At 75.4% G+C, this 18,840-nt stretch carries 20 protein-coding genes; 8 read left to right on the top strand and 12 right to left on the bottom strand.

Annotated features, from left to right (window positions below; all coding sequences use genetic code 11):
- Positions 1-126: 126 nt before the first annotated feature.
- The gene (gene rsrA, locus DQ238_RS21380) at positions 127-489 is read right to left on the bottom strand and encodes a mycothiol system anti-sigma-R factor (RefSeq protein WP_113783270.1); all 363 of its coding nucleotides are present in this window, start codon (positions 487-489) and stop codon (positions 127-129) included.
- Complete coding sequence (locus DQ238_RS21375) at positions 486-1,193, bottom strand: sigma-70 family RNA polymerase sigma factor (protein ID WP_305037582.1); 708 nt, start codon at positions 1,191-1,193, stop codon at positions 486-488. The genes rsrA and DQ238_RS21375 overlap by 4 nt, the downstream gene beginning before the upstream one ends.
- 236 nt (positions 1,194-1,429) lie before the next feature.
- Here DQ238_RS21375 and ybaK point away from each other — a divergent pair, with 236 nt between their 5' ends.
- The gene (gene ybaK / locus DQ238_RS21370; RefSeq protein WP_113783268.1) at positions 1,430-1,903 is read left to right on the top strand and encodes a Cys-tRNA(Pro) deacylase; all 474 of its coding nucleotides are present in this window, start codon (positions 1,430-1,432) and stop codon (positions 1,901-1,903) included.
- 168 nt (positions 1,904-2,071) lie between these two features.
- Here ybaK and DQ238_RS21365 read toward each other — a convergent pair whose 3' ends face one another.
- Together DQ238_RS21365 and DQ238_RS21360 are read right to left on the bottom strand one after the other, a co-directional pair.
- The gene (locus DQ238_RS21365) at positions 2,072-3,553 is read right to left on the bottom strand and encodes a fused MFS/spermidine synthase (RefSeq protein WP_233496167.1); all 1,482 of its coding nucleotides are present in this window, start codon (positions 3,551-3,553) and stop codon (positions 2,072-2,074) included.
- 61 nt (positions 3,554-3,614) lie between these two features.
- Positions 3,615-4,361 (bottom strand): SOS response-associated peptidase, encoded by a 747-nt coding sequence (locus tag DQ238_RS21360; RefSeq protein ID WP_113783266.1) that lies wholly within the window; start codon positions 4,359-4,361, stop codon positions 3,615-3,617.
- Between the two features lie 173 nt (positions 4,362-4,534).
- On the opposite strand from DQ238_RS21360, the gene DQ238_RS21355 reads away from it, so the two are divergent.
- The 3 genes from DQ238_RS21355 (at position 4,535) to rsgA (ending at position 8,436) form a co-directional block, all read left to right on the top strand.
- Positions 4,535-5,995, top strand: a complete 1,461-nt coding sequence (locus DQ238_RS21355) for an NAD-dependent succinate-semialdehyde dehydrogenase (protein WP_113783265.1) — start codon at positions 4,535-4,537, stop codon at positions 5,993-5,995.
- Between the two features lie 58 nt (positions 5,996-6,053).
- Complete coding sequence (aroA, locus tag DQ238_RS21350) at positions 6,054-7,349, top strand: 3-phosphoshikimate 1-carboxyvinyltransferase (protein WP_199506497.1); 1,296 nt, start codon at positions 6,054-6,056, stop codon at positions 7,347-7,349.
- Positions 7,350-7,416: 67 nt separating this feature from the next.
- Positions 7,417-8,436, top strand: coding sequence for a ribosome small subunit-dependent GTPase A (gene rsgA, locus DQ238_RS21345; protein WP_113783264.1), 1,020 nt, complete (start codon positions 7,417-7,419; stop codon positions 8,434-8,436).
- Positions 8,437-8,518: 82 nt separating this feature from the next.
- On the opposite strand, the gene DQ238_RS22945 is transcribed toward rsgA, so the two are convergent.
- Both DQ238_RS22945 and DQ238_RS21335 read right to left on the bottom strand, forming a co-directional pair.
- Positions 8,519-8,839, bottom strand: a complete 321-nt coding sequence (locus DQ238_RS22945) for a hypothetical protein (RefSeq protein WP_158550883.1) — start codon at positions 8,837-8,839, stop codon at positions 8,519-8,521.
- Positions 8,840-9,269: 430 nt separating this feature from the next.
- A complete protein-coding gene (locus DQ238_RS21335) occupies positions 9,270-9,806 on the bottom strand; it encodes a DUF2087 domain-containing protein (RefSeq protein WP_113783262.1) in 537 nt (178 codons plus the stop codon).
- 52 nt (positions 9,807-9,858) lie between these two features.
- Here DQ238_RS21335 and DQ238_RS21330 point away from each other — a divergent pair, with 52 nt between their 5' ends.
- Both DQ238_RS21330 and hisN read left to right on the top strand, forming a co-directional pair.
- Positions 9,859-10,035 (top strand): DUF2795 domain-containing protein, encoded by a 177-nt coding sequence (locus DQ238_RS21330; protein WP_113783261.1) that lies wholly within the window; start codon positions 9,859-9,861, stop codon positions 10,033-10,035.
- A 22-nt stretch (positions 10,036-10,057) separates the two neighbouring features.
- Positions 10,058-10,858 carry a histidinol-phosphatase gene (hisN, locus tag DQ238_RS21325; RefSeq protein ID WP_113783260.1) on the top strand — a complete coding sequence of 267 codons (801 nt, stop codon included), beginning with the start codon at positions 10,058-10,060 and terminating at the stop codon, positions 10,856-10,858.
- A 67-nt stretch (positions 10,859-10,925) separates the two neighbouring features.
- On the opposite strand, the gene DQ238_RS21320 is transcribed toward hisN, so the two are convergent.
- From DQ238_RS21320 to DQ238_RS21295, 6 genes are all read right to left on the bottom strand, one after another.
- On the bottom strand, positions 10,926-11,132 hold the full coding sequence (locus DQ238_RS21320) for a hypothetical protein (RefSeq protein ID WP_113783259.1): 207 nt from the start codon (positions 11,130-11,132) through the stop codon (positions 10,926-10,928).
- A gap of 80 nt (positions 11,133-11,212) precedes the next feature.
- Positions 11,213-12,607 carry an FGGY family carbohydrate kinase gene (locus DQ238_RS21315; protein ID WP_113783258.1) on the bottom strand — a complete coding sequence of 465 codons (1,395 nt, stop codon included), beginning with the start codon at positions 12,605-12,607 and terminating at the stop codon, positions 11,213-11,215.
- Positions 12,604-13,110, bottom strand: a complete 507-nt coding sequence (locus tag DQ238_RS21310) for an XdhC family protein (RefSeq protein ID WP_113783257.1) — start codon at positions 13,108-13,110, stop codon at positions 12,604-12,606. Before DQ238_RS21310 ends, DQ238_RS21315 begins: the two co-directional genes overlap by 4 nt.
- The gene (locus DQ238_RS21305; protein ID WP_113783256.1) at positions 13,107-14,159 is read right to left on the bottom strand and encodes an aldo/keto reductase; all 1,053 of its coding nucleotides are present in this window, start codon (positions 14,157-14,159) and stop codon (positions 13,107-13,109) included. Before DQ238_RS21305 ends, DQ238_RS21310 begins: the two co-directional genes overlap by 4 nt.
- A gap of 161 nt (positions 14,160-14,320) precedes the next feature.
- Positions 14,321-15,514 (bottom strand): cytochrome P450, encoded by a 1,194-nt coding sequence (locus DQ238_RS21300; RefSeq protein WP_113783255.1) that lies wholly within the window; start codon positions 15,512-15,514, stop codon positions 14,321-14,323.
- Positions 15,515-15,677: 163 nt separating this feature from the next.
- Positions 15,678-16,457 carry an aldo/keto reductase gene (locus tag DQ238_RS21295; protein ID WP_113783254.1) on the bottom strand — a complete coding sequence of 260 codons (780 nt, stop codon included), beginning with the start codon at positions 16,455-16,457 and terminating at the stop codon, positions 15,678-15,680.
- Between the two features lie 181 nt (positions 16,458-16,638).
- On the opposite strand from DQ238_RS21295, the gene DQ238_RS21290 reads away from it, so the two are divergent.
- Together DQ238_RS21290 and DQ238_RS21285 are read left to right on the top strand one after the other, a co-directional pair.
- Positions 16,639-17,583, top strand: a complete 945-nt coding sequence (locus tag DQ238_RS21290; protein ID WP_113783253.1) for an SRPBCC family protein — start codon at positions 16,639-16,641, stop codon at positions 17,581-17,583.
- 26 nt (positions 17,584-17,609) lie between these two features.
- Complete coding sequence (locus tag DQ238_RS21285) at positions 17,610-18,782, top strand: zinc-dependent alcohol dehydrogenase (RefSeq protein ID WP_113783252.1); 1,173 nt, start codon at positions 17,610-17,612, stop codon at positions 18,780-18,782.
- Positions 18,783-18,840: the final 58 nt, after the last annotated feature.

Raw genomic sequence — 18,840 nt, 5'->3', positions numbered from 1 at the left:
CGCATCCAGCGGATGCCCTTCTGTGTGGACCGTTGTGACCTTCGACAAGCCACATCGTTCCTGGTCAGAGGGGCATTCGTGCGTTACAACCCGCGCCGATCAGCCATTTCGACGGTGGATCGAGGCTCAGGCGGTGGGACGCTCCTGGGTCCGCTCGGTGCGCACGATCTCGGTGGTCAGCCGTTCGACGCTGACACGGGTGCCGTCCTCCTCGTAGGAGACCGCGGTCAGCTGCAGCCTGATCCGGTCGCGCAGGCCGGGTGGCGGTGCGTCACCGCCGCAGCGGCGGCGGACCAGCGCCTTGAACTCCTGCTCGATGCCGAACCGGCGCAGGCAGGGCGAGCAGTCCTCCAGGTGCTCGGCGATGACGTCACGGCGGGCGTCGTCGGTCTCGTGGTCGAGGAACTCGAAGACGTGGGACAGCACGTCCTCGCAGGAGTGGATCTCGATCGGCTCGCCGCCGGCGTCTGGGCCCTCGTCGCTGCTCACGAGCGGTTCGCCTCCTCCCCGGCCCCGGCGCGGACGAAGCCGCGCTCGCGGGCGTAGTCGGCCAGCAGCCTCTGCAACCCCCGCCGACCGCGGTGCAGGCGGGACATCACCGTGCCGATGGGCGTGCCCATGATCTCGGCGATCTCCTTGTAGGCGAAGCCCTCGACGTCGGCGAGGTACACCGCCAGGCGGAAGTCCTCCGGCAGCTGCTGCAAGGCCTCCTTGATGTCGGAGTCCGGCAGGTGGTCCAGCGCCTCGATCTCGGCCGACCGCAGGCCGCTGGAGCTGTGCTCCTCGGCGGCGTAGAGCTGCCAGTCCTGCACCTGGTCGGTCGGGTACTGCTGCGGCTGCCGCTGCCGCTTGCGGTAGCTGTTGATGTAGGTGTTGGTCAGGATCCGGTACAGCCAGGCCTTGAGGTTGGTGCCCTCGGCGAACTGGTGGAACGCCGAGTAGGCCTTGACGAAGGTCTCCTGGACCAGGTCCTCGGCGTCGGCCGGATTGCGGGTCATCCGCAGCGCGGCCGGGTAGAGCTGGTCGAGGTAGGGCAGGGCGTCGCGCTCGAAGCGGGCGTCGCGCTCGGCGCGGGTCTCGTCGACCTCCGTCCGGCTGCCGCCCTCGCGCGCCTGCGGCACCTCGACCGGCGAGGTCCTCCCGACGCCCTCCGTCACGGTGTCGGGCGTCTGGTCCGCGGGCTCCTCGGGCACCGACCGTCCTCTCTGCGGCGCCCGGATGCGGGCCACCACCTCAGACGATCCTAGCCGCGGCGCATCGGGGCGGCCCGGCGGCCGCCGGAGCGCGTGCCGCGGACGGGCGGCGGTGGACAGGGCGTTGCTCACGCCCGGTCCAACCTCACCGGCGGGGGGCTCCATTCCCCGCGCGATTCCCCGCGCGGCCGGCGGGACCCTGCAAGGGAGCCGGGGTCCTCCTAAGCTGCGGCGCCGTGGCGGCGACCCCCGCGGTGCGGGTCCTCGAGCGGGCCCGGGTGGCCCACACCCTGCACTCCTACGACCCCGAGCACCCCGCCGACCAGGGGCACGGCGAGGCCGCGGTGGCCGCCCTCGGCGCGGATCCGCGGCGGGTGCTCAAGACGCTGCTGGCGCGGGTGGACGGCGCGCTCACGGTCGCCGTCGTCCCGGTGAGCGGCAGCCTCGACCTCAAGGCGCTCGCCGCCGCCGTCGGCGGCCGACGGGCGGTCATGGCCGACCCGGCCGACGCCGAGCGGACGACGGGCTACGTGCTCGGCGGGATCAGCCCGCTCGGGCAGCGCAAGGCGCTGCCGACCGTCGTCGACGAGTCGGCGCTGACGTTCGACACGGTCCTGGTCAGCGCCGGGCGGCGGGGCCTGCAGGTGGAGCTCGCCCCCGCCGACCTGGTGCGGCTCACCCGGGCACGGACGGCTCCCGTCGGCCGCTGAAGAAAGAGCATCCCCGCTGCCCCCGCCACCCGGCCCCTCCCGGGCACCGCCGGCCCCTCCGGAGGGGGCCTGGTGCGAGCCTGCGAGCAGTGGGGGCAGAGGGGTCCTTCTCCGAGGGGCGGGGAGGAGGAGGTCCTTCCACCACCTGCAGGGCCGCCCGCCCGGCGCTCAGCTCCCAGGCGCGGCGTACGGGGTGAGCAGCTGGTCGACCGGGGCGGAGTCGTCGGTGAGCACCTCGGCGTCCCCGACGAACCCCGCCAGGCGCTGCCCGCCGGCCACCTGCCAGGTCAGGTCGTGGCCGCGCAGCGCGGCGCCGATCGCGTCGGCCGGCAGCGGCGACCGCGAGGCGACGACGACGACGTTGCCGCCGTCCTCCCCCGCTACGACCTCCTCCCGAGCCAGCAGCAGCACGTGCGGGAAGACGGCGCGCAGCGTGGCCAGCTCGGCGCGGACGAAGCCCAGCGGTGGGTGGTCGATGAGGTTGGCGACGTAGACCCCGCCGTCGGCCAGCGCCCGGTCGACGAGGTCCAGCGCCTCCACGGTGGTCAGCTGCCACGGCACCGACAACCCGCCGAAGGCGTCGCCGACGACGAGGTCGCGCGCCCCCGCCGCCTCGTCGGCCAGCCCGACGCGGGCGTCGGTCACCCGCACCCGCAGCCGGTCGGACTCGACCAGTCCCAGCTGCTCGCGGTCGATCTCGACCACGCCGGGGTCGACCTCCAGCACCAGGCTGGCCGTGCCCGGGCGCACCGCGGCGAGGTAGCGCGGCACGGTGAGCCCACCGCCGCCGAGGTGCAGCGCCGACAGCGGCCGCCCCGCCGGGGCCGTGGCGTCGGTGACCGCGGCGATCGCCCGGACGTACTCGAACTCCAGGTGCGTGGGGTCGGCGAGGTCGACGTAGGAGTGCCGCAGAGTGTCCAGCAGCAGCACCCGGCCGCTCGCCCGCTCGGGGTCGGCGACCACCCGCGCGCAGTGGTAGGCGGTCTCGGCCTGGCAGGGCGTCGGCGCGACGGCGGCCAGCAGCGCACCGACCAGCGCCACCAGGAACAGGGCCAGCGGCACCCGCCCGGCGGACCCGCCCGAGCGGCGGCGCAGCCAGAACCCGACCGCGCCGCCCGCGAGCACGGTGACCAGCCCGGTGCCGACCAGGATGCCGCTGACCGGGAAGACCGCGATCAGGAGGAAGCCGGTGGCGAAGGTGGCCGCGATCCCGCCCAGCGTGCCGATCCCCGACAGCCGGCCGACCACCGCACCGGTCTCGGCCAGGCTGGCCAGCTGCAGCTTCACCACCATCGGCGGCACCGCCGAGAGCAGCGCCGCGGGGACGACGACGGCGACCGCGGCCAGCAGCAGCACGCTGCCCGCGTCGGCACCGGTCAGCACCGACCCGGCGAAGCGCACCACCGGCAGGACGGCGACGACCAGCGCACCGCCGGCCACCAGGAGCGGCGCGAGCAGCCGGCGCGGGTCGGTGCGGTCGGCCACCGCGCCCCCGGCCCAGGCGCCCAGGGCGATGGCGGCCAGCGCGAAGCCGATGACCGCGGTGTTGGTCTGCAGGGTGACGCCGACGTAGGGGGCGATCAGCCGCAGCCCGGCGATCTCCAGCACCAGCACGGCGCCGGAGGCGAGGAAGGTGACGGCGGCAGTCACCCACCCGGGCAGCGCGCCGGTGCCCGTGGGCCGTACGAGCGTCCGCTCGGTACCCGCCACCTCAGAAGAGCGCGGGCTGGTCGGCCGGCGGGCTCACCGCCTCGGCCCGCGCGGTGAGCTCCGGGCCGTTGTTGCGGATGCTGTTCACCGCGGTGCTCACCGGCCGCAGCTCCAGGCCCTCCACCAGCTCCGGCGGGGTGGGCGCGGCCAGCGCCCCGACGTCCTCCCGGGCCGGGTCGAGCCACTCGGCCCAGCGGTCGCGGGGCAGCACCAGCGGCATGCGCTCGTGGATCTCGGTCAACGCCCCGACGGCGGGCGCGGTCACCACCGTGCAGGTGTAGAGGCGGTCCTCTCCCTTCCCCCACACCTCCCAGAGCCCGGCGAAGGCGAGCACCGAGCCGTCCTGCGGGGTGACGTAGTACGGCTGCTTGCCCGGGGTGTCCAGCCGCTTGGCCCACTCGTACCAGCCGTCGGCGGGGACCAGGCACCGGCGGGAGCGGGCGGCGGACCGGAACGCCGGCTTGTCGGTCAGCGACTCCACGCGGGCGTTGAGCATCCGGTTGCCGATGGAGGCGTCCTTCGCCCACGACGGGACCAGCCCCCAGCGGACGGCGCGCAGCTCGCGGTGCCCACCCCCCGTGGGACGGCCCTCGGCGTCGCGCTCCTTCTTGTGCCGCACCACGTAGACGTCCTTGGTGGGGGCGACGTTGTAGTCGGCCCGCAGCGGGGGCTGTCCCTCGGCGGGGACCGCCTCGAACTCCAGGACGAGGTCCTCGGGACGGCGGCTGGCGGCGTAGCGGCCACACACGGTGTGCACTCCTCCCGGGCGGCACCGGCACGCCGGACGGCGGCCTGCGGTTCGGTGCGTGGTCGCGAGCCTAGATCCGTCTCCCGTCCCCCGCCGCCCCCTCGCGTGTCCCGGGCGACGGGGGTAGGACTGGGGTGATCCAGCCCGAGGACCTCGACGGAGGACGCAGAGCAGTGACCACTCCCCAGACCTCCCCGGCCGGCAAGACCGCCAGCACCACCGGCGACCGGCCGTACGCCACCGTCAACCCGACGACCGGGCAGACGGAGCAGGAGTTCCCCTTCCTCGACACCGATCAGATCGGCAGCGTCGTCGACGCGGCGCACGCGGCCTACCTGGAGTGGCGCCGCCGGCCGGTCGAGGAGCGGGCCGCGGTCGTCGGGCGGATCGGGGAGCTCGTGCGCGAGCGCCGTGACGACCTGGCCGCCCTGATCACCCGGGAGATGGGCAAGCGCATCAAGGAGGCCGCGGGCGAGGCGATGCTCGTCGCCGGCATCTTCGACTACTACGCCCAGAACGGCCCGCGCTTCCTCGAACCCAGGCCGATCGACGTGATGGAGGGCGAGGCGGTCGTCGTCAACGAGCCGATCGGCGTCCTGCTGGCGATCGAGCCGTGGAACTTCCCGCTGTACCAGGTGGCCCGCGTGGCCGCGCCCAACCTGGTGCTGGGCAACGCCATCCTGCTCAAGCACGCGGAGAACAATCCGCAGACCGCGTTGGCGCTGGAGCAGCTGTTCCACGACGCCGGAGTCCCCGAAGGCGTCTACACCAACCTGTTCCTGCGCATCTCCGACGTGGAGCAGGTCATCGCGCACCCGCACGTGGCCGGCGTCACCCTGACCGGCAGCGACCGGGCCGGCAGCGCCGTGGCCTCCCTCGCCGGCAAGTACCTGAAGAAGTCGGTGCTCGAACTCGGCGGCAGCGACCCGTTCGTCGTCCTCGACGCCCCGCAGGTCGAGCAGACGGTCAAGGCGGCGACGATCGCGCGGACCATCAACACCGGCCAGGCCTGCATCGCGGCCAAGCGGTTCATCGTCATGGACGAGGTCTACGACGACTTCGTCGCGGGTCTGAGCGATGCCTTCCAGGGCCTGCAGCCGGGTGACCCGACCGACCCGTCGACCACGCTGGGGCCGCTGTCCTCCGAGCGCGCCGCCGCAGACCTCACCGCCCAGGTGCAGGACGCGATCGACAAGGGCGCGACGGTGCTCGTCGGTGGCGGCCGGCCCGACCGGGAAGGGGCCTTCGTCGACGCGACCCTGCTGGCCGACGTCACCCCCGAGATGCGCGCCTACCGCGAGGAGCTGTTCGGCCCGGTCGCCGTCGTGCACCGCGTCTCCAGCGAAGAGGAGGCGGTCCGGCTGGCCAACGACACGCCCTACGGCCTGTCGGCGACGGTCTTCGGCAGCGACGTCGACCGGGCGCGCGAGGTGGCCGACCGGATCGACTCCGGCATGGTGTGGATCAACTCGCCGTCCGGCACCTCCCCGGAGCTGCCCTTCGGCGGGGTCAAGCAGTCCGGCTACGGGCGGGAGCTCTCCGAGCTGGGCATGTTCGAGTTCGCCAACCGGAGGCTGGTGCGCACCGCCGGAACCAAGAAGGCCCGGCCGGCGGACGCCGCGGCCGGCGCCTGAGCCGACCCTGCCCTGTCGCGCCGGCCGGCCGGTCGGCGCGACAGGGCAGGATGGCCCCGTGACCGAGGTCTGGACGACGCCGCACCCCGCCGCACCGGTGGAGGCCGTCGTGGCCCTGCCCGGCTCGAAGTCCCTGACCGCCCGCGCGCTCGTGCTCGCCGCGCTGGCCGACGGCCCCGGCCGGCTGGTGCGTCCGCTGCGGGCCCGCGACACCGACCTCATGGCCGCCGGGCTGCGCTCCCTCGGCGTCCGGGTCGCCGACTGTGGCTCCTCACCCACCTCCCCGGACTGGCTGGTCACCCCCGGGGGGCTGCGCGGCCCGGCCGAGGTCGACGCCGGTCTGGCCGGCACCGTGCTGCGCTTCCTGCCGCCGGTCGCCGCGCTGGCCACCGGCCCGGTGCGCCTGGACGGCGACCCGCGGCTGCACGAGCGCCCCAACGCCGGGCTGATCGCCGCGCTGCGCGACCTGGGCGTGCGGGTCGACGACGGCGGCCGCGGCCGGGCGCCGTTCACCGTGCACGGCACCGGTCGGGTGCGGGGCGGCGCGGTGACCGTGGACGCGAGCGAGTCCTCGCAGATCGTCTCCGGGCTGCTGCTGGCCGCGGCCCGCTTCGACGAGGGGGTCGACCTCGCGCTGGCCGGTGGGCTGCCCTCGATGCCGCACGTGGAGATGACCGTGGCCTCGCTGCGGGAGCGCGGCGTCGAGGTCACCGCCACCGACCGCGGCTGGCGGGTCGCCCCGGGCCCGATCGCGGCCCGCGACGAGGTCCTCGAGCCCGACCTGTCCAACGCCGCACCGTTCCTCGCGGCGGCGCTGGTCACCGGCGGGCGGGTCACCGTGCGCGACTGGCCGGGGTCGACCACCCAACCCGGCGCCCAGCTCGAGGGCCTGCTGGCGCAGATGGGCGCCTCGGTGACCCGCACCGGCGAGGGCCTGCAGGTGGCCGGCACCGGCACGATCCGGCCGCTGGTCGCCGACCTGGGGGAGGTCGGCGAGCTGACCCCGGTGCTGGCCGCGCTGTGCGCCCTGGCCGACGGGACCTCCCGGTTGACCGGCATCGGCCACCTGCGCGGCCACGAGACCGACCGGCTGCAGGCCCTCGACGAGGTGCTCACCGCCGTCGGCGCGACCGTCGAGCAGCTGCCCGACGGGCTGGTGCTCACCCCCGGCCCGCGCCGGCCGGCCCGGCTGGACTCCTACGCCGACCACCGGATGGTCCACGCCGCCGCGGTCCTGGGGCTGGCCGTCGAGGGGGTCGAGGTCACCGACCCGGGGGCGGTGACCAAGACCCTGCCGGACTTCGTCGACCGGTGGGCGGCGATGCTCGGGGTCGAGCGCCGAGCCCCGCGATGACGACGCGCTCGCGGGCGGCGCGGGGAGCGCCAGCGACCGAGGAGCGGGACGCGCGCGGAGTCGAGCCGTGAGTCCCCGCAGGCACGATCGGCGGACCGACGAGGACGACGTCCGGGTCCGGCCCAGCCGCCGCGGCTCCCGGCCGCGCACCCGCACCCGCCCCAGCCACTCCGAGGCCGTCCCCGGACTGGTGGTCGCCGTCGACCGCGGCCGGATGACGGTGCGCGTCGAGGGTCCCGACGGGGCGCCGGTCGAGGTCACCGCGATGCGCGCCCGCGAGCTGGGCCGGCACGGCGTGGTCGTCGGCGACCGGGTGCGGCTGGTCGGCGACACCAGCGGGCGGCCGGACACCCTGGCCCGCATCGTCGTCATCGAGGAGCGGACGACGTCGCTGCGCCGCACCGCCGACGACACCGACCCCACCGAGCGGGTGGTCGTGGCCAACGCCGACCAGCTGGTGGTCGTCGTCGCGGTGGCCGACCCGGAGCCGGCGCTGGGCTTCCTCGACCGCTGCCTGGTGGCCGCGTACGCCGGCGGGCTGGAACCGCTGCTGTGCCTCACCAAGACCGACCTGGCCAGCCCGCAGCCGCTGTTGGAGCGCTATGCCGGGCTGGACGTCGACGCCGTCGCGGTGTCGCGGGAGACGCCGCTGGACCCGCTGCTCGACCGCCTGCACGACCGGATGAGCGTGCTGGTGGGTCAGTCCGGCGTGGGCAAGTCGACGCTGGTCAACCGGCTGGTGCCCGACGCCGAGCGGGCCACCGGCGACGTGAGCAAGGTCGGCAAGGGCCGGCACACGTCGTCGTCGGCGGTGCTGCTGGACCTGCCGGGCGGCGGCACGGTCATCGACACCCCCGGGATCCGCTCGTTCGGGCTGGCGCACGTCACGCCTGCCGACGTCGTGGCCGCCTTCGACGACGTCGCCGAGGCCGCCGTCGACTGCCCGCCCGGGTGCGGGCACACCGCCGACGACCCCGACTGCGCCCTCGACGCCTGGGCCGCCGCCGGCCCCCCGGGCCGCCGCGAGCGGCTGGCCAGCCTGCGCCGGCTGCTCGACGCCGTCGGCCAGCTCGGCCCCGGCTATTGAGGCTGTGGCCGCGCGCTCCAGGGACGCTGATCGTCTACCTGCCGTGACACTGGCAGGGCCGGTGCCCGGGACGGGGTCGGGATCAGGGGAACAGCTCGTCGTCCATCGGCTCGTCGACGGCCTCGATGCGCAGGTCGTGGCCGATCCCCCGGACCTCGGGAGCGTCGACGAGCACGCACACCCCCGTCTGCACGTCCAGCCGCACCCGGTGGACGTCGGGGTACTCGTCCAGTAGCTGGCCGACGCCGCCGGCCGCCTGCTCGCGGACGTCGACCTCCCGCGAGCGCAGCAAAGAGCAGCAGGAGCAGCGCGGCTCGTAGGACGGCGTCGTCCGGACGACGGCCTCCCACGCCGACCGGCCGCCGTGTCGGGCCGAAGACGCTCGTGCGTCGCGGCTGCTCACGCACGACCTGCAACAGGTCGCCGTCGAGCGTCTCGACGCGGAGGAGGTCCGGGCGGCGCAGCCACGCACGCACCGGCCCGGTCCGCCACGGGTTGCCGGGCCAGCGCACGCTGAACCGCAGCGTCGACCAGCGCCACGGCGAGGACCGGGCGAGCGCGCGGAAGTCGTCGGCGTCGGGCACCGACCGAGTGTGGGACCGGACGCCGACGCGGACGAACGGTTTCGCCGAGTGTCGACCTGGGATCGTCTTCCGACCGTCGGGTGACCACGGTCGCCACTCGGCGGCCTCAGCCGCCCACAGGCGGTGTGCCCCGGCCAGCGTGGTGCCGGGTGCGGCCGGTGTGCAGGTCCCCGGCGTTCCCACGGGAGCCCCAGAGGATCGAGACGAGAGGTCTGCGCCGCCCGGGGCGGAGCGCCGCCGACGCCGCCGTCAGACGTCGACCCAGCTGCCGCTGCGCCAGTAGAGGCCGGCCTCGCGGGAGAGCAGACCCTCGTCGACCAGGTACCGCCGCAACGCCGCCGTGTCGGGGTGCCAGGCGGCCAGCAGCGCGTTGACCTCGCGCTCGGGGTAGCGGACGCCGACGTCGAAGACCCGCACCAGGTGCTCGAGCACCACCCGCCGCTTGCTCTGCTGGGCCGGGATCGACACCAGCCGCCCGTCGCGGACGAACGCCGACAGGACGGCGTCCTCGGCCGGGTCGGCGGACAGCGGCTCCGGTGGCGGCGCGGCCTCGGCGGCGGCGCGGGCCGCGGCGCCGAAGCGGTCGGTCAGCAGCGCCAGGTCGTGCCGGTCGCGGCGCACCAGCCCGGCGCGGGCCAGCCGGCGGGCGGCCAGGGCGACGTCCCTGAGCGGCAGGCCGGTGGCGGCGGCGACCTCCTCGATGGTGCCCGCGCCGAGGGCCAGCGCGGCGACGACCTTGAGCCGGACCGGATCGGCGAGCAGCCCGGCGATCGTCGCGGCGTCCACTCCCCGACCGTATCCGCGCATCTCCCGAGCCGGAGGCGGGTAGGGCGGAGCCATGGTGAGCCCCATCGACATCCAGAAGGCCCTCAAGGGCATGGACTACCCGGCGAACAAGCAGCAGATCCTCGAGCACGCCAAGGGCAGCGACAAGGAGGTGGTCGACGCGCTGGAGAAGATCGACGACCGCGAGTACGACGGGCCCAGTGGGGTGAGCGCCGCGGTCTTCAACTGACCGCCCAGTAGGTTCGGTGCCCATGACACCGGGCCGGGACTACACGGGGGACATGCACCTGGCGCACGTACTGGCGGACCAGGCCGACTCGATCAGCCTGGAGCGCTTCCGTGCGCTGGACCTCCGGGTCGACACGAAGCCGGACCTCACGCCGGTCACCGACGCCGACCGGGCCGTGGAGGAGCAGCTGCGGGCCACGCTGGCCCGCGCGCGGACCCGCGACGCGGTGCTCGGCGAGGAGCTGGGGACGACCGGGCACGGGCCGCGGCGCTGGGTGCTCGACCCGATCGACGGGACGAAGAACTTCGTCCGCGGCGTGCCGGTGTGGGCCACGCTCATCGCCCTGTTCGACGGCGACGAGCCGGTGGTCGGTCTGGTCTCGGCGCCGGCGCTCAACCGCCGCTGGTGGGCGGCCGAGGGTGTCGGCGCCTGGACCGGGCGGCGGCTGGAGTCGGCCACCCGGTGCACCGTGTCGGAGGTGGGTTCGCTGGCCGACGCGAGCCTGTCCCACTCCAGCCTCTCCGGCTGGGAGGAGCGCGGCCTGCTCGACGGCTTCCTCGACCTCACCCGGAAGGTGTGGCGGACCCGCGCCTACGGGGACTTCTGGAGCTACGTGCTGCTCGCCGAGGGCGCGGTGGACGTCGCCTGCGAGCCCGAGGTCTCGGTGTGGGACCTCGCCGCCCTCGACGTCGTCGTGCGCGAGGCGGGCGGCCGGTTCACAGACCTCACCGGCGTGCCGGGCCCGGCCGGCGGCAGCGCGCTGGCCACCAACGGCGCGCTGCACGACGCCGTCCTCGGCCTGCTGCGGCCGTCGGCCCCGTGACGACCTGACGACGGCGGCGCCGTCCCCGCGACCGGGGCGGCGCCGCCGTCGTCGCGCTCGGGCGCGGTCAGGGCACGGGAGGAGTACCGGGCGGGGTGCCGGGACCGCCGGAACCGCCACGACCTCCCTGGAAACGCCGGCGGGCGTCCTCGATCCGGGCCTTGGTCTTCGGGTCGTTGGCGAACCGCTGGGCCTTCTCGGTGGCCTGCGCGATGGCCTGCTTGCCCTTCGGGCTGTTCGCGAACTGGGTCAGCTTGGTGAACAGCGACGCCATGGTGGGGCCTCCTCCCGTCGTCCGGAGCGGTCCCTCCGCTCCTGCCCGGTCCAACGGGGCAGGTCGGGCGGCCGTTCCGCTCACTCCCCCCGCCAGCGGCGCAGCGCCGCGGACAGCTGCGGCGCCGGCCGGGGCTCGACCGGCCGACCGGGCTCCTGGCGCACCGGGACGGGCACGCCGGTCCCGCGCGCGGCGAGCAGCGCGGCCCCGACGGCCGACGCGCTGCGGATCGGCAGGTGGCGCACGGGCGCGGCCAGGACGTCGGCGAGCAGCTGCTGGACGACGGCCGCGCGACCGCCACCCCCGGTGAGGACGACCGGCTCCTCCCCGACCCGACCCGCCCCGCCGAGCAGCTCCGCCGCGGCCCCGACCGCGAAGACGACGCCCTCCACCGCGGCGCGGGCCAGCTCGGCGCGGGTGGTGCCGGCGGACAGCCCGGTCCAGCCGCCGCGGTCGGCCGGGCCTGCGACGCCGCCCCGCTCACCGGTCAGGAAGGGACGGAAGACCACTCCCCCGGCGCCGGCCGGCACGCCCGCCGCGGCCTCGAACAGCTCGGCGCTGCTCATGCCCAGCACGTCGCACACCCACGACCAGGCCAGCCCGCCGTTCTGCAGCGCGGCCATCGCGTACCACCCGCCGGCGGCGTCGGCGTAGCCGTGCACCGGCGGGTCGTCGGCCGGCGCGGGGGTCCACCCGGGCCGCAGCACCTGCGCGCCGGTGCCCAGGTTGACCTGGCGCCCGGCCCGCGTCCCCGCGGCGAGCAGGGCCAGCGGGGTGTCCCCGCCGCCGACGACCACCGGCACGTCGCCGACCGGCAGCTCGGCGGTGCCCACGACCTCCGCCGACGGACGCACCGCGGGCAGCAGCCGCGGGTCGACCCCGGCCGCCGCCACCGCCGCCCTCGACCAGCCGTCGGCGACGACGTCCCACAGCAGGGTGGCCGAGGCGTCGCTGCGGTCGGTGACCCGCGGGTCGGCGTCGGGCACGAGCGCGGCGCGGACGGCGTCCTTGGGCAGCAGCACGGCGGCCGCGCGGCGGAGCAGACCCGGTGCGTGCACGGCGAACCAGGCGAGCACCGGGCCGGTCATGCCCGGCACCAGCGGGTTGGCCAGCGCGGCCCGGGCGTCGTCCGGCAGCGCCCGCCAGCGGGCCACCTCGGCGACCGCGCGGGAGTCCGGCCAGAGCACCGCGGGGGCCAGCGGGGCGCCGCCGGCGTCGACGAGCACGGCGCCGTGCATCTGCCCGGACAACCCCAGCCCCGCCACCCGGGAACCGGCCAGCGCCGGCGTGACCTGCGCCAGCGCGTCGTCGAACGCGGCCCGCCACACGGCCGGGTCGGTCTGCGCCCAGCCCGGCTGCGGCCGGTCGAGGTCGTAGCCGGACTCGCCCTCGGCCACGACCGCGCCCGACGCGTCGAGGGCGACCAGCTTGAGCCCGCTGGTGCCGACGTCGGCGCCGAGCAGGACCTCGCTCACCGCGGGTGGTGGGTGGACCCGCCGCTGCGGCCGTTGCGGTCGGCCAGCAGCCTGGCCAGCGTGGCGAGGGTGATCTCGGCCGGCGTCCGGGAGCCGATGTCGAGCCCGATCGGCCGGTGCACGCGGGCGATGTCCTCGGGCGGGACGCCGAGGGCGGTCAGCGCCGCCACGTGCGGGCCCTCGTGGCGGGGGTTGCCCATGACGCCGACCCAGCGCACCGGCCCGGCCAGCGCGTCGCGCAGCACCTCGCCCAGCTCGGGCCGGTGGTGGTCGGTGACCACGACGTCGGCGTCCGCCAGGTCGAGGTCCACCTCGGCGAGACCGGTGACCTCGCCCCCGCGACCGGGGTCGGGGTCGAGCAGCACCGTGCGGAAGCCCAGCTCGGGCGCCCAGCGCAGCAGCACCGCGGCGACCGGGGAGGCGAAGACGGCGACCAGCGCCCGCCCGGACACCTCGGCGGACGGCGCCCCGTGCGCCACCCCGCAGGTCGGGTCGACGGTCATCGCGCCGGCTCCGGGCTGTCGCCGTAGGCGTAGGAGGCGTCGGCGTAGCGGGTCCCCTCGGCCACCCCCGGCGGGGCGATCTCCGCCAGCCGGGCCAGGTCGGCGTCGGTCAGCTGCACGGCCACCGCGCCGACGTTCTCCTCCAGGTAGCGGCGCCGCTTGGTGCCGGGGATGGGGACGACGTCGTCGCCCTGGGCCAGCACCCAGGCCAGTGCCAGCTGGCCCGGCGTGCAGCCCACCTCCCGCGCCATCGCCCGGACGGCGTCGACCAGCCGCAGGTTGGCCGCGAACGCCTCCCCGGTGAAGCGCGGATGGCCGCGGCGCCAGTCGTCCTCGGCGAAGTCGTCGGGGCTGGTGATCGCGCCGGTGAGGAACCCGCGGCCGAGCGGGCTGAACGGCACGATGCCGAGCCCGTGCTCGCGGGCCACGCCGAGCACCGTCTCACCACCCGCCCCGCCACCCCCGGCGGTCTCCAGGTCGCGGGTCCACAGCGACCACTCGCTCTGCAGCGCCGCGATCGGGTGGACGGCGGCGGCGCGGCGGACCGACGCCGCGCTGGCCTCCGACAGCCCCAGGTGGCGGACCTTGCCCTGGGTCACCAGCTCGGCCATCGCGCCGACGGTGTCCTCGATCGGCACCCGCGGGTCGACCCGGTGCTGGTAGTACAGGTCGATCACGTCGACCCCGAGCCGGCGCAGGCTGGCCTCGGCGCAGGCCCGCACGTTCTCCGGGCGGCCGTCGATGACCATGGCGCCGTCCCGGCGGGAGATGGAGAACTTCGTCGCCAGCTGCACCTCGTCGCGTCGTCCGGCGATCGCCTCGCCGACCAGTTCCTCGTTGTGCCCGTCGCCGTAGACGTCGGAGGTGTCGAGGAAGGTGACACCCAGGTCGAGGGCCCGGTGGATGGTCGCGATCGACTCGTCGCGGTCGGCGGCGCCGTAGCTCTGGCTCATCCCCATGCAGCCGAGGCCGAGGGTGGAGACGACCAGGCCACCCCCAGGACCATCGCGGCCGAGCGTGCGGGTACCGACAGGTGGGGTCGAGGTCACCCGGGCATCCTCCCCCCGCCGTCACCGGGACCGCCACCGCCGCGGCCCCCTCCCGGCCCCCTCCAGGGGCCCGCCCCGAGCCTGCGAGGGGTGGGGAGGAGGGGGTCCTTCTACTGCGAGTGGCGGGGGCAAGGGGGTCCTTCAAGAGGAGGACGGGGTCCTCACTCCAGCAGCACCGGCAGCTGCTCCAGGCCGTGGACGATGACGCTGCGCCGGTGCCGCAGCTGCTCCGGCGGCACGGCCAGGCGCAGGTCGGGGAACCGGTCGAGCAGCGACCGCAGGGCCACCTCGCCCTCGAGACGCGCCAGCGGGGCACCCAGGCAGAAGTGCAGCCCGTGCCCGAAGGCCAGGTGCCCACCGGTGTCGCGGTCGGGGTCGAGTAGTTCGGGCCGGTCGAAGCGTCCCGGGTCGCGGTTGGCCGCGCCCACCGAGAGCGTGACCACCGACCCCGCGGGGATGGGAACCCCCGAGTACTCGACGTCCTCGGCGGCGAAGCGCAGGGGGGCGTTGTGCACGGGGCCGTCCCAGCGCAGGAACTCCTCGACCGCCGCGGGGATCCGCTGCGGGTCGGCGAGCAGGTGCTCGCGCAGTGCGTCGTCGGTGGCCACTGCCAGCACGGCGTTGCCGATGAGGTTGGCCGTGGTCTCGTGGCCGGCGATGAGCAGCAGCACGCCCATCGCGACGACCTCCTCGGTGCTCAGCTGGTCGCCGGCCTCGGAGACCTCGACCAGGGCCGAGACCAGCGCGCCGTCCGGGGAGCGCCGCTTGGTCTCGACCAGGGCGTACAGGTACTCCGCCAGCCCCGCGGTGGCCTGCTGCTCGTCGACGTCGTCGTGGTCGTCGACCAGCGCCCGCGACCAGGTGCCGAAGGCGCCGCGGTCGGGATCGGGCACCCCGAGCAGCTCGCAGATGACGGCCATGGGCAGCGGCACCGCGTAGGTGGCCAGCAGGTCGACCGGTTCATCCCCGGGCAGCGCGTCGAGCAGGGCGGCGGCCAGGGCCTCGATGCGCGGGCGCAGCTCGGCGGTGCGCCGCGCGGTGAAGGCCCGGGAGACCAGCCGGCGCAGCCGGGTGTGGTCCGGCGGGTCGAGCAGGATCATCATCGAGCCGAAGGGGCCGGGCAGGCGCGGCGCCTGCTCGCGCACCTCCGGCGGCAGGGTCGCGCGGTGGTCCTTGACCAGGCGGGGGTCGGTGAAGGCCGCGCGTACGTCGTCGTAGCGGGTGATCATCCACGTGGTGCCACCCCGGGGCAGCGCCACCTCGCGCACCGGTGCCTGCGCGCGCAGCCGCTCGTAGGCCGGGTACGGGTCCCGCCAGAAGGAGCCCTCGAACACCGAGGCGTCGACCACCGTCATCGCCGGACACCCTCCCGCTGACGCCACCTGGGCCGCTTCCCGAGTTGGCTCACCAGGCCAGCGTCCGGGCCGGTCAGCCCGACGGCAAGACCGGGCGGGCGTGTCGCCAGTGCCCTGTGTCGTGGGCAGGGCCGCGGTTCCCGGTGCGGCCCGGCCGGCCCGGTCAGGACCGCGCCAGGCCGTCGATGCGGGCGACCTCGTCGTCGGTCAGCGCGAAGTCCGTGACCGCCAGGTTGGCGCGGATCCGCTCCGGGGTGGCCGACTTGGGGATCACGACGACGCCGTGGTCGAGGTGCCAGCGCAGCACCACCTGGGCAGTGGTGACGCCGTGCGCGTCGGCGACCTCGCGCAGCACCGGGTCGCCGAGGTCGGTGTTCTTGACCGGGCTGTAGCCCTCGAGGACCACGCCGCGCTCCCGGTGACCGGCCTCGACCGCCGGGTCGTACCGCGACGGCGCCCAGCTGATCTGGTTCACCTCCGGCGTTCCGCCGGTCGCCCGGGTCAGCGCGTCGATCTGGTCGAACGAGTAGTTGCTCACGCCGATCGCCCGCGCCCGACCGGCCTCGCGGGCCGCGACGAACCGCCGCCACAGGTCCTCCCCGGCGCCGCCGGGCGGCCAGTGCACCAGCCACAGGTCGACGGCGTCCACGCCGAGCGCGTCGAGCGACGCCGCCAGCGTCCGGTCGGCCCGGCCGGCCTCGCGGGGCGGCAGCTTGGTGGTCACGAAGACCTCGCCCCGGTCGACGCCGGAGTCCCGCAGCGCCCGGCCGACCTCGGCCTCGTTGCGGTACATCGTGGCCGTGTCCAGGTGCCGGTAGCCGGCGTCCAGGGCGGTGCGGACGGCGTCGTAGCACGCGGCACCGGTCAGCTGCCAGGTGCCGAACCCGAGCAGCGGCATGGCGCCGCCGCTGGCCAGCGGCACGGTGGGGACGGTCTCGGTCATGGCCCCTGCGTGCCCGCGCCGGGCGCCCGGGACACGCGTGGCCCGCGCGGTTGCCGTCCGCCCGCGTCGGGTAGCCGCTTCCCGCCGCCTCCCAGCCGAGCCCGTGCTGGCGCCCGTACCCGCGGCGCACGACGGTCCGGTGTGCGCCGCGTCGACCGTCCGACGCTCCGGGAGGGCAACCATGACCTCGACCGCCGGCCCCGGCCTCCGGGCGACCGCCCGTCTCCTCGGACTGGCCAGCACCGGCCTCGGCGTGGCCATGCTGCGCGACCCGCACGGCGTGGCGCGGCTGGTCGGCGTCGACGACTCCGCCGCCGCCGTCCCGGTCGTCACCGCGGTCGGCGCCCGTGAGCTCCTGCCGGCACTCCCGCTGCTGGCCGGCAGACCCGGCTGGGCGTGGGTCCGCGTCGCCGGCGACGCCGTGGACCTCACCCTGATGGGCCGCGCACTCACCGACCGCCGCGGGGATCGCTTCCGCCGGCTGCGCACGGCGACCGTCGCGGTTGCCGGCATCGCGCTGCTCGACGTCGTCACCGCCGTCCGGTCGGCTCGTTCCCACGGCACCGGCCCGGCGGCCGCCCTCCCGGGGACCGCTCCGTGGGAGTCGGCCATCGACGTCTCGGCCGCGACGACGGTCAACAAGCCCGCGGCCGAGGTCTACGGCTACTGGCGCGACCTGGAGCAGCTGCCCACCTTCATGGCGCACGTGCGCGAGATCCGCACCCTGGACGGCGGCGAGCGCTCGCACTGGGTCGCCGAGGCCCCGTGGCGGCGGACGGTCGAGTGGGACGCCGAGGTGGTCGAGGACCGCCCCGACCGGCTGATCCGCTGGCGCTCGCTGCCCGGCGCCGACATCGCGAACACCGGTGCGGTGGAGTTCCGGCCCGCACCGGGCGACCGCGGCACCGAGGTGCGGGTGCGCCTGACCTACGCCCAGCCCGGCGGCCGGGTCGGCAAGGTCGTCGCGAAGCTGTTCGGCGAGGACCCCGAGCAGCAGGTCCGCGACGACCTGGCCCGCTTCAAGCAGGTGCTCGAGACCGGCCAGGTGGTCCGGTCCGAGGGCAGCCCCGAGGGCCCGCTCGCCGGCCGCCTGCTCCGGCAGCGACCGGCGCACCCGCTGCCCTGACCGATCCAGACGCGAGAGGAGACACCGTGCTGGCCACCCAGTGGATGGGCACCGAGCACCTCGAGGTCAACGAGGTCCCCGATCCCCGGATCCTCAACGACCGAGACGCCATCATCCGGATCACCTCGACCGCCATCTGCGGCTCGGACCTGCACCTCTACGACGGCTACATCCCCACCATGGAAAAGGGCGACATCATCGGCCACGAGTTCATGGGCGAGGTCGTCGAGGTCGGCAGGGGTGTCGGGAACCTGCGGGTCGGCGACCGGGTCGTCGTCCCCTTCACCATCGCCTGCGGCGCCTGCCTGCAATGCCAGCGGCAGCTGTACTCGACCTGCGAGAACTCCAACCCCAACCACCGGATCGCCGAGAAGCTCATGGGGCACTCGCCGGCGGGCCTGTTCGGCTACTCGCACATGATGGGCGGGTACCCCGGCGGGCAGGCGCAGTACGCGCGGGTGCCCTTCGCCGACGTCGGGCCGATCAAGGTCGACGACGACCTGGCCGACGAGCAGGTCCTCTTCCTCTCCGACATCTTCCCCACCGGGTACATGGGCGCCGACATGTGCGACATCCAACCCGGTGACGTCGTCGCCGTCTGGGGTGCCGGGCCGGTCGGCCAGTTCGCCGTCGCCAGCGCGAAGATGCTCGGCGCGGAGCGGGTCATCGCCATCGACCGCTTCGACCACCGCCTGGACAAGGCACGTCAGGCCGGGGCGACCGACGTGCTGGACTACGAGCAGGTCACCGTCCTCGAGGCGCTGCAGGAGCTGACCGCCGGGCGCGGACCCGACGCCTGCATCGACGCCGTCGGCATGGAGGCCCACTCGCCGCTCGGGGTGCTCGACGCCTACGACCGCGTCAAGCAGGACCTCCGGCTGGAGACCGAGCGCCCGCACGCCCTGCGGGAGGCGATCCTGGCCTGCCGCAACGGCGGCGTCGTGTCGGTCATCGGCGTCTACGGCGGGCTGATGGACAAGTTCCCGATCGGCTCGGTGATGAACCGCTCGCTGATCATCCGCACCGGGCAGACGCACGTGCAGCGTTACACGAAGCCGTTGCTGGAGCGGATCCGCAACGGCGACATCGACCCCGGCTTCGTGATCACGCACACACTGCCGCTGACCGACGCGCCCGAGGCCTACCGGCTGTTCCGCGACGAGAAGGACGAGTGCAACAAGGTCGTCCTCAAGCCCTAGGTCCCGGCGTCTGGTGGGATGGACGGCGACGGACCGGCGACCGGCCGGCCGGCGAGGA

Source organism: Geodermatophilus sp. TF02-6, from assembly GCF_003319115.1.
Lineage (GTDB): Bacteria > Actinomycetota > Actinomycetes > Mycobacteriales > Geodermatophilaceae > Geodermatophilus.
Note: the sequence above shows the minus strand (reverse complement) of the source record. Positions and strands in the feature narration are given on the sequence as shown.

Coding starts and splice junctions, on each gene's coding strand:
- hisN (WP_113783260.1), top strand. CDS start 10,058: ATGACACCGGGCCGGGACTACACGGGGGACATGCACCTGGCGCACGTA.
- DQ238_RS21310 (WP_113783257.1), bottom strand. CDS start 13,110: ATGACCGTCGACCCGACCTGCGGGGTGGCGCACGGGGCGCCGTCCGCC.
- DQ238_RS21290 (WP_113783253.1), top strand. CDS start 16,639: ATGACCTCGACCGCCGGCCCCGGCCTCCGGGCGACCGCCCGTCTCCTC.
- DQ238_RS21295 (WP_113783254.1), bottom strand. CDS start 16,457: ATGACCGAGACCGTCCCCACCGTGCCGCTGGCCAGCGGCGGCGCCATG.
- DQ238_RS21300 (WP_113783255.1), bottom strand. CDS start 15,514: ATGACGGTGGTCGACGCCTCGGTGTTCGAGGGCTCCTTCTGGCGGGAC.
- DQ238_RS21330 (WP_113783261.1), top strand. CDS start 9,859: ATGGTGAGCCCCATCGACATCCAGAAGGCCCTCAAGGGCATGGACTAC.
- DQ238_RS21320 (WP_113783259.1), bottom strand. CDS start 11,132: ATGGCGTCGCTGTTCACCAAGCTGACCCAGTTCGCGAACAGCCCGAAG.